9 protein-coding genes are annotated in these 8,597 nt (G+C 38.1%); 6 read left to right on the top strand and 3 right to left on the bottom strand.

Annotated features, from left to right (window positions below):
- From LI149_RS14570 to LI149_RS14545, 6 genes are all read left to right on the top strand, one after another.
- The coding region (locus LI149_RS14570; protein ID WP_227143579.1) for a hypothetical protein at window positions 1–204 on the top strand (204 nt) is incomplete at its 5' end.
- Between the two features lie 165 nt (window positions 205–369).
- Window positions 370–1,281 carry an Rpn family recombination-promoting nuclease/putative transposase gene (locus LI149_RS14565; RefSeq protein ID WP_173786434.1) on the top strand — a complete coding sequence of 304 codons (912 nt, stop codon included), beginning with the start codon at window positions 370–372 and terminating at the stop codon, window positions 1,279–1,281.
- A 613-nt stretch (window positions 1,282–1,894) separates the two neighbouring features.
- Window positions 1,895–3,856, top strand: a complete 1,962-nt coding sequence (locus LI149_RS14560; RefSeq protein WP_227143578.1) for a hypothetical protein — start codon at window positions 1,895–1,897, stop codon at window positions 3,854–3,856.
- A gap of 11 nt (window positions 3,857–3,867) precedes the next feature.
- Window positions 3,868–4,386, top strand: coding sequence for a hypothetical protein (locus LI149_RS14555; RefSeq protein ID WP_173786432.1), 519 nt, complete (start codon window positions 3,868–3,870; stop codon window positions 4,384–4,386).
- Between the two features lie 96 nt (window positions 4,387–4,482).
- Window positions 4,483–4,890: a holin family protein gene (locus LI149_RS14550; RefSeq protein WP_168933608.1), complete on the top strand. Its 408-nt coding sequence runs from the start codon at window positions 4,483–4,485 to the stop codon at window positions 4,888–4,890.
- 87 nt (window positions 4,891–4,977) lie between these two features.
- Window positions 4,978–7,161, top strand: a complete 2,184-nt coding sequence (locus LI149_RS14545; RefSeq protein ID WP_119209780.1) for a glycoside hydrolase domain-containing protein — start codon at window positions 4,978–4,980, stop codon at window positions 7,159–7,161.
- 51 nt (window positions 7,162–7,212) lie between these two features.
- Here LI149_RS14545 and LI149_RS14540 read toward each other — a convergent pair whose 3' ends face one another.
- The 3 genes from LI149_RS14540 to LI149_RS14530 form a co-directional block, all read right to left on the bottom strand.
- Complete coding sequence (locus tag LI149_RS14540; RefSeq protein WP_227143577.1) at window positions 7,213–7,800, bottom strand: hypothetical protein; 588 nt, start codon at window positions 7,798–7,800, stop codon at window positions 7,213–7,215.
- The gene (locus LI149_RS14535) at window positions 7,724–8,233 is read right to left on the bottom strand and encodes a hypothetical protein (RefSeq protein WP_005338202.1); all 510 of its coding nucleotides are present in this window, start codon (window positions 8,231–8,233) and stop codon (window positions 7,724–7,726) included. Before LI149_RS14535 ends, LI149_RS14540 begins: the two co-directional genes overlap by 77 nt.
- A gap of 174 nt (window positions 8,234–8,407) precedes the next feature.
- On the bottom strand, window positions 8,408–8,597 hold a 190-nt coding region (locus LI149_RS14530; protein WP_207718301.1), incomplete at its 5' end, for a hypothetical protein.

Here is an 8,597-nt window from a genome sequence, read left to right as displayed (position 1 = left end):
GGAAAGGGGCTAAATTTATGCCTAAAAATAAGGTTTTCGGACAGGCTGAGGGGGGTATTTTTAACAAAAATATTCTTGTATGAGTATAGGTTTTATGTTATTCTAATGTCACGCGGATGGCGTGTCTTGCCATCCGCAAAAGTATCTATATTAATATCATTCATTTTCGGAGATCCAGAAGTATCGGACCGTATTCCAAAGTGATGAACGATTGACAATTAAATGATGTGTCTGAAAGAGAGAATCTGGTGCGGCACAGAAAACGTTTCTTTGATTAGTAATTTTAATTGGAATATATTTTTGGTATATGCTAAAATGTATGTAGAAACATTCTCTTCGGACATATGGAATTGCCGGAGAGGAGAACATATGACAAAACGAGTAACGAAAAAAGCGGAGCGAAAAACAGGACAAAGAACAGTGCAAGGGAGAAATCGTGCCGACGAGAAATTTATTATGTTGCCGACGGTAGATTTTTGTTTCAAGGAATTGATGCAGAATGCGAAGGTGCGCAAAGGAATTATAGCTGCACTTCTAGGAGTGAGTCCGGAAGAGATTGAGGAGACAACGCTTTTGCCAACGATTCTGCGGAAAGAGTACGAAGATGACAAGTACGGAATTCTGGATGTGCATGTGCAGATGAAAAATGGCATACAGATAGATTTTGAGATGCAGGTGGAAGAGTTCGACTTCTGGGAGAAGCGGATTGTATTTTATCTAAGCAAGATGATTACGGATCAGCTCCATGCAGGTGATAATTATGACAAGATTCAGAAGTGTATTCATGTAAGTATCCTGGATTTCATACATTTTCCAGGAGATGACAGGTGTTATCGGAAGATTACACTTTGTGACACCGAGACGGGAGAGGTCTATACAGACATTATGGAAATCTATGTTCTGGAGCTGGGAAAGCTACCGCCGGAAGACCAGAACGAAGAAGGAATCGTGCGGTGGATGCGCTTTTTCAATGCAAAGAACCGGAAGGAGTTGGAAGAGATGGCAAAGCAGAATGAGTATATGGACGAAGCCTATCAGGAACTGGATCGTCTTAGTGCGGATGAAGAAAAGCGGTTGGAATACGAGACGAGATTAAAATATAGGCGGGATAAACATGCACAAATACATTACGCAACCAGAATTGGAAGAGAAGAGGCAACGGATCAGATTAATGCATTAAATAAACAACTGCTAGAGTTGGGGCGGCTGGAGGATCTAAAAAGAGCAGTGGAAGATAAGGAATATCAGAAGAAGCTGATGAAAGAGTTTGGAATAAGTTAGATTCAGTTTATAGAATTTATAGAAAAAGACAATTAACACAGGTTAGTTACTTTTTTATAATAGAAGCACTTTACTTACGAATGGACAAATATTGCGATAGATATACAAGAAATTCCAGATAATCACTATCCGGTAGAAGATACACCTGTGGGGAATGCTCTATGTAATAGAGTGAACAGTAATCTATATCTAGCTTTATGAGGGATTGTATGAGATGAAGCTGTCAAACTCCCACTTATGTGTAGAATAATGTAAAAACTCAAGAAAAGTTCGTGTAGTTTAGTGTGAAAAAACGATAAAAACGCATTGATTTTTACACGAATAATTCCTATACTATATTTAGAATAAGTTATCTTAATGATATGAGTAAGTACAACAATTCATTGGAAAACTACCGGGATATAGATGCATTTGAAGATGATAAAAAGATAGTTCCGCTTTATGTCGCATTTTGCATTTAGATGGAAGAAAATTTAATAAATAAGACATTAAGATACCGCTGGAGTTGCTTGTAGTAATTGCCAGCGGTCTTTTCATACAATCAGGAAAATGTGCGAGATAATACCGGATTGTTACCAGTTATGCCAATGGATTCCATATATACAGAAAAAATGTGTTTCGAGCAGAACTTATTATTTTTCTGGCTGTAATTGCAGTCATTCTGCTAGTTTTGTGGATTCGCTGGGAGAATTCCCATGCCACTTATAAGAATTATGATATTGTTGTGAAGAAGAATGTGTATTGTGAGAAGACGCAGACAGGGCGAGTGGATCTGCAGATCAGGCGAAAAGGCGGAAAGAAGGCTAAGCTGCTACAGACACAGCAGGAGCTTAAGCAGAGACAGTCTTTTCAGATTGTAGAAGATTCTTATAAACTGGGGATTGTCGATGATGCGTCTGCCTATGATGGAAATATTTATGAGCAGAAAAATGCCGGCGGGACGCAGTATCTTACGCTTTATTATGTAAACCATGAAGCTTCCGGCAGGCAAGGGAAAATGCATCTGGTGATGAATGACGCAAAAACGGGTAAGGAGCTTATCAACATTAAGACTTCACCGAAAGTCAAAAAGGACGCGCGCAGATATGAGTACCGGGGAAAAGATCTGTATGTGAGTGAGGAAGGAATTCTGTTAGATGCGGGAACTGACGAAGAATTTTACAATTCGCAGGCAATGACCGCCGGACTTATGACGGTATGCTGGAAAAATGGGAAAGAGAAACAGATTCAGTTTGATCCAAATGCAGACGTATCAGAGTATGAAGCTGCGGATATTATCGTCCCGAAAGTGACTTCCACAGGGAAAGAAAAATCAGAAAGGATCAACTGCTATTATGCCTTGGAACTTAGTGACTGGGAGAATATCCGTGAAATAAAGCTTGGGGAAAATGTATTTGCGAAGGCAGAGAATCTGGAAAAGGCGACAGACGATTTGAACAAAAAGAAGAAAAAATCGAAGGAAGAAAAAGCAAAAGAAGAAGCCGAAAAGAATGCAGAAAATCAGAAAAAGAAGGAATTTTATACGACAGATATGTCGTTGTTGAACCAGCCGGAAGATTTTCACATTTCTGATTATTATATTACGAATAAGGTGATTGCAGGCAACCGATATTATATTGATGAAAATCATGTACTGTGGGGACAGGGCATGAACTACTATGCCCAGCTTGGAATCAACCACCCGGAAGATGTGGGCAACTGGTATCATGAGGAGTACATGGAACCTCAGAAAATAGCCGAGCATGTTGTTCATGTAGACGCATCAGCCAACGGATATTTTATGATGTATCTCACGGAAAATGGAGAACTGTACGGAGCAGGGGCGAATCTGCAGGGAATTCTCGGAAAAGAACCAGGCGAAAACGATGCCATGAATCCACAGCAAAATGTGGTGAACCAGCCGAAGCTTCTGATGAGTGATGTGGCTTATATGCGGGCTGGTGCGACCTGTGCGATTGCACTGAAAAAGAACGGGGAAGCGTACTGGTGGGGTGAGTTTATGTCCGGTGAAGTAAGCAGCATTTACGGTGAAGGAACGCTGATGTACACCGAACCACACAAGATGCTGGATCAGGCAATTTACGTCACGACCACCAACAGACGTTCAGCAGCGATAACGGAGAATGGTGACCTGTACACCTGGGGCGATAACACCTATGGCCAGTGTGGATATACCGGTGAGGCAACATTTCTGACAGAGCCGGAAAAGGTCATGGAAAATGTACGAATGGTCTGGTGTGATGAGATTGAGCAGAATGCAATTTGGACAGATCTGGCAAATGTGAACCCGAATGATTATGGCACAATCAGATATGATGATACATTTGTCCTGACAAAGGACGGAAAAATGTACGCGGCCGGAACTAACATTGGAACTGATTCCAGGCGGAATACTCCATACGGAGAAGGGGAAGACGATGAGCGGTCGGACGAAAATAAATGTACGACATATTCCGCAAAATTCCTGCCGATAGAAGTAAAAGAATATGTGCCGGAAAGCAATCCGACAGAAGAGTATACCGGAGAAAAGAAGATTCAGATTGAAGGAACCGCGGCAGAAGGACTGGCGGAGTAGGGGAAGCTGCTATGAGAAAGAAAATATGTATAGGTCTTTTGGCAGTTCTATTGGGAACAGGATTGGGAGCTATGCTTGTCAATCACATATGGAAAGAGCCAAAACAGGGAGTAGATCTGGGAGCGACACAGATGATTGTAAAAGATTTGACTGTGCAGACTCTGGGGCAGGTTTCTTGCAGTGACTCTGTAAAGGAAAACCTGAGAGAATCAGGAAAAGATATCAAGATTCCGGTTTTGACGGTAGATATAAAAAATCCTACAAAAGACAGGCAGTCATTTACCATTTACAAGGTGAATCTGGAAGTTGGAAAATGGTCTTCTGCAGTGAGCTGGGATTTATTTCCGGAAATGAATGACAACTCAGAGTTAGTCTGGTCGATACCGGCAGGAGAAACAAAAACAATCGTCATACCATATGTGGCGTATAGACAACTCATGTCTGAAAGTGACTGGAAAAAATTAGATCAGGATAATATGAAGTTAAGATTTAGCGTAGTGCAAGGCAGTATTACGGTGAATGTAAAGTAAAATATAAGTAGAAAAGCAATTAACGGTAGTAGGTTAGTTGCTTTTTTCTGTTAAATTTTCTTTTTATATGATGAAATATAGAAAAGAGGTGCCAATGTGGAAAAGTTTTTTTGTTATGTATTAGGTGAACTAGGAAGTTTTATTAGTTGTGTACATGGTAAATGTGATATACCATTGCGGACATTAATATTGTTTATGGTTATTGATTATATATCAGGAATTTTGATTGCTGTATTTTTTAAGAAATCACCTAAGAGTGAGAAAGGAACTCTAAAAAGTGATGTGGGATGGAAAGGAATATGTAAAAAAGGAATGATGCTTATTTATGTATTTGTTGGTGTGCATCTTGATATCTTGATGAATAATGATTATATAGGAAATACTATTTGTATAGGATTTATTGTAAATGAATTGATTAGTATTATTGAAAATGCAGGAATTATGGGAATTCCAATGCCAACTGTTTTGAAGAATATAATTGATATTTTGAATGAGAACGGATAAATATTGTGATAAGTTTACAAATCATTATGAAATATCTTCTTTATAAATAAGTGATCACTAGAAAAGAAATAAAGGAGATGTTTTAAGATGAGTGAAGCAAAAGGAGATCCAAGAGTAACTGAGGTTCAGGAGTGGTTGAATGAGACATATGGAGCACAATCCTGGTTTACAAAACTGACAGTTGACGGAATGACCGGAGCAGGAACATGCAAAGCTTTGTGCAAAGCCTTGCAGTATGAAATTGGCGTGAAAAATGTTGATGGAGTTATTGGAGCAGGAACATTGGCAGTATGCCCGACAATTGGAGCTACAGTAACAAATACAAATCTGATTAAGATTATTCAGTGCGGTTTCTACTGTAAGGGATACGAGTGTGGGGGAATTACCGGACATTATGGTGCGGCAGTAGAAATAGCGGCTCAGAGATTCAAAATGGACGCAGGATTTGATGCTGGAAATGGAGAACTCCAGCCTATATTTATCCGTGCATTGTTAAATACGGATGCATTTGTTCTTGTAAAGAATGGAAAAGATTATGTGCGAGAAGCACAGCAGTATTTAAATAATACATATATTGTTAAATTAAGCAACTGGGCACTAATTCCGTGTAATGGAATTCCGGACCGAAATATGATGAAAGCAATTATTGCCGGATTACAGTATGAAGAGGCTAATCATTCTACATCAGGAGTAGATGGAATTTACGGAAAGAATACTTTATCAAAAGCGCCAACGCTATCTTCGGGTACAGCAAAAACTGCTTATGTGAAAATTGTACAAATGTGTCTGATGTGTATGATGGAGACAAATGCAGGTATGGATGGAGCATTTGGAAGTGCGTTAAAAAAACAGATTGAAGAATTTCAGAAATTTTATTGTCTTTCAGGGGTAACATCAGGAACAGTAGACAGGATTACATGGGCTTCCTTACTGTCAAGTAAAGGAGAAACTTCAAGGGTGGCAAAAGCGTGTGATACATCTACCGTATTAAATTATGCAAAAGCTAAGTCACTGTATGATGCAGGATACCGATATGTTGGAAGATATTTATCAGGAACAGTAGGCGGCAAAAGATCGAAAGCGATGACAGCAGAAGAAATTGCAGATATATTCAAGGCAGGATTAAGAATTTTTGCAATTTTCCAGGAAGGAACACCAAGTATGTCACGATATACTTTGGAAAGTGGAGTGAGTGAAGCCCAAAAAGCGTTATCAGCAGCACGTCAGCTCGGGATTCCAGAAAATGCAATCATTTATTTTGCGATTGATTATGATGTAATGGAGTCAGGAATCAATGCTGTGAAACAATATTTTGCTGGTATACGAAGAGTATTTGAAAAAGCAGGATATTATTATCATGCTGGCATTTATGGAGCTAGAAATGTGTGCTCAAAAGTTTGTAACAGCGGACTAGCTGAAAGTAGTTATGTTAGTGATATGTCTACCGGTTTCAGTGGAAATCTGGGATATAAAATACCAGAAAACTGGGCATTTGATCAGTTTCATGAGTATCAGTTCCCGTCAACAGATGGAACTTTCGGATTGGATAAAGTTGGTTACTCTGGACGATATAATGGTTTTGCATCAGTGACAAAAGCAAATGAGATGATGCCAGATGTTAGTGATGATTATCGAAGACAAAAGGCTGTCAAATTATTTAAAGCATTAGGACTGCCGTTGGGAAATGAGTTCAAAATGGAAGAAAAATATAAATTTTATCAGCCATTTTTGGAAGTTACATACTCGGTATATAGAACAGCAGAAATGTTACCAGATAAAGATATTAAGTTATCAATGACTGTAGAAAATGGAAAAATACCAACAGATATGGCTAATAAAGTGGATACAGTTTTTGGTGAGTTAGAAACCAAGTATACAGCAGATCTGGGATTGACAAGTACCATGGCGATTCATATGCTTTCGTTAGAAATAGAGAATGGAACTATTGGTATTGATTATAAATTAAGCACTGCAGGGGAATTAGTATTAGTTCTGAAATGTGAGTCGGTTTTAAGAGAAGATGTTTTAGTTCGTTATACAATGGGATATGAAATTGAGTTTAAGTATCTTCCAAAAGATAATTCTGTACCACAGGAAGAATATGCATATGATGAATTTTTTGATTGGATAAAAGAAAATAAAGAAGTAGTCATGGGGGCTGCGTTTGTGCTGATAATAGCTATAACAGTAGCGATAATGGTACCAACTGGAGGTACGTCTGCAGTCACAATCCCATCAGTTCTAACTGCAGTGGAGGCAGCATTTATATAATGATAAAAGAGGATAGGAATTCACAGGTCAGAACAATGTCTGACCTGTGGATTAAAACAGTGATTTACTTTTAAAAAATGTAATGAAATCAGATTCGTTTCCGGCTATAAAAGAATTTTTTATAATGGGTATGATATAATTTTTATTTAATTTTATATTAAAACAATAAAGAGAAGTAGTTGTTGTGATAGAGGTAATAGATGTATATGCATAGGTAGAGGATACAGCAATTTGGTTATTGTGGTATATTTGAACTTGAAACGAATCATTATAAAAAGAAATTTTTTCAAAATCATTTTTATTTTTAAATGAATTGTGAATTCTTAAATATGGGTCTATAAATACATAAATGAAATAGAAACAAGCCGCTGGCAGAGGAATAAGCCATGTGTAATCTTGAAAACCAAATATTCCCCAAAGAGCAAGAAAGAAGATAACAATAATAATGACCATTGGCATAGTAATAAGCAAAATACGACTGGGATGTTTCCGAAAAATCGGCACCAGTTCGTATAGTGAATGATTATCGTGAGTCCATTGTTTTTTGTATTGAGCAATGCTATTAAAGATTGCCGATGATATTGCAGTCTCTAAAACTTGGGTAACGATCCATGCCAGTATCCATGAACATTGGTCCATTGCTAGGATCTTCTTCCCCCCAACGCTCTACGTACATCAAGTTTGGATGAGACTTACCGGAAGTGTTGCTGGAAGTAGCAACAAAATAGCCTTTCGGTACAGTTCCAAGGTATTTCCCGGTTTTGTCATAGTATTTTGCAGCACGTCTTGTCTGGAACACAGCTTCAACAGTGCCATCACCGTCTACGTCAACATTGTACAGTCCACATTCTGTTAGAGGTGTAAATGCTCCGGTACCAGTAGCTCCATCAATCCAACCATACATACCGTTGCAATAAATCCCCTGATAATCGGCTCCAGCGCCGTTTCCAGCCCAGGAATCTGTCCATGCAAAAATAGCATTTACTGGGAGTGTTCCGATAACATCAGATCCTCCGTTTGTTCGTGTGATTTTAAAGGCACGACCGCTTTTGTTTACAAATAAAGTTCCCATAATAAAATCTCCTTTTTAATTCATAAATGTAATAATCGATTATTCAATTATTAAAAAGAAATTATATGTGGGAATGTAAACTGAATTACAAAAAAATTAAAATGTTAAGTTGTAAATTCAGATACAATTCTGACTATATTAATTTTAGAAAAATATCTCGACATAATATATCAATTATGGTACAATCCTTTCAAGCATTATATTTCTAAGATCTTGAAGGTTTGTACCATTTCTATTTTCAATACATTTTCTAGGAATTTTCAATGCTTGAATTATCACAATGAACAAGCAGAAGGGATTCTTAGAAAGCTTAGAAACAGTCAGGAGGAGAGTCCTTTCGAACACAGAAGAAGGAGGATACTGA

Source organism: Dorea sp. 210702-DFI.3.17 (genome assembly GCF_020560825.1).
Taxonomy (GTDB): Bacteria; Bacillota; Clostridia; order Lachnospirales; family Lachnospiraceae; genus Dorea; species Dorea formicigenerans.
The sequence above is the reverse complement of the archived record's forward strand: the minus strand, read 5'-3'. Positions and strand labels throughout refer to the sequence as shown.

Coding starts and splice junctions, on each gene's coding strand:
- LI149_RS14545 (WP_119209780.1), top strand. CDS start 4,978: ATGAGTGAAGCAAAAGGAGATCCAAGAGTAACTGAGGTTCAGGAGTGG.
- LI149_RS14565 (WP_173786434.1), top strand. CDS start 370: ATGACAAAACGAGTAACGAAAAAAGCGGAGCGAAAAACAGGACAAAGA.
- LI149_RS14535 (WP_005338202.1), bottom strand. CDS start 8,233: ATGGGAACTTTATTTGTAAACAAAAGCGGTCGTGCCTTTAAAATCACA.
- LI149_RS14555 (WP_173786432.1), top strand. CDS start 3,868: ATGAGAAAGAAAATATGTATAGGTCTTTTGGCAGTTCTATTGGGAACA.
- LI149_RS14540 (WP_227143577.1), bottom strand. CDS start 7,800: ATGGACCAATGTTCATGGATACTGGCATGGATCGTTACCCAAGTTTTA.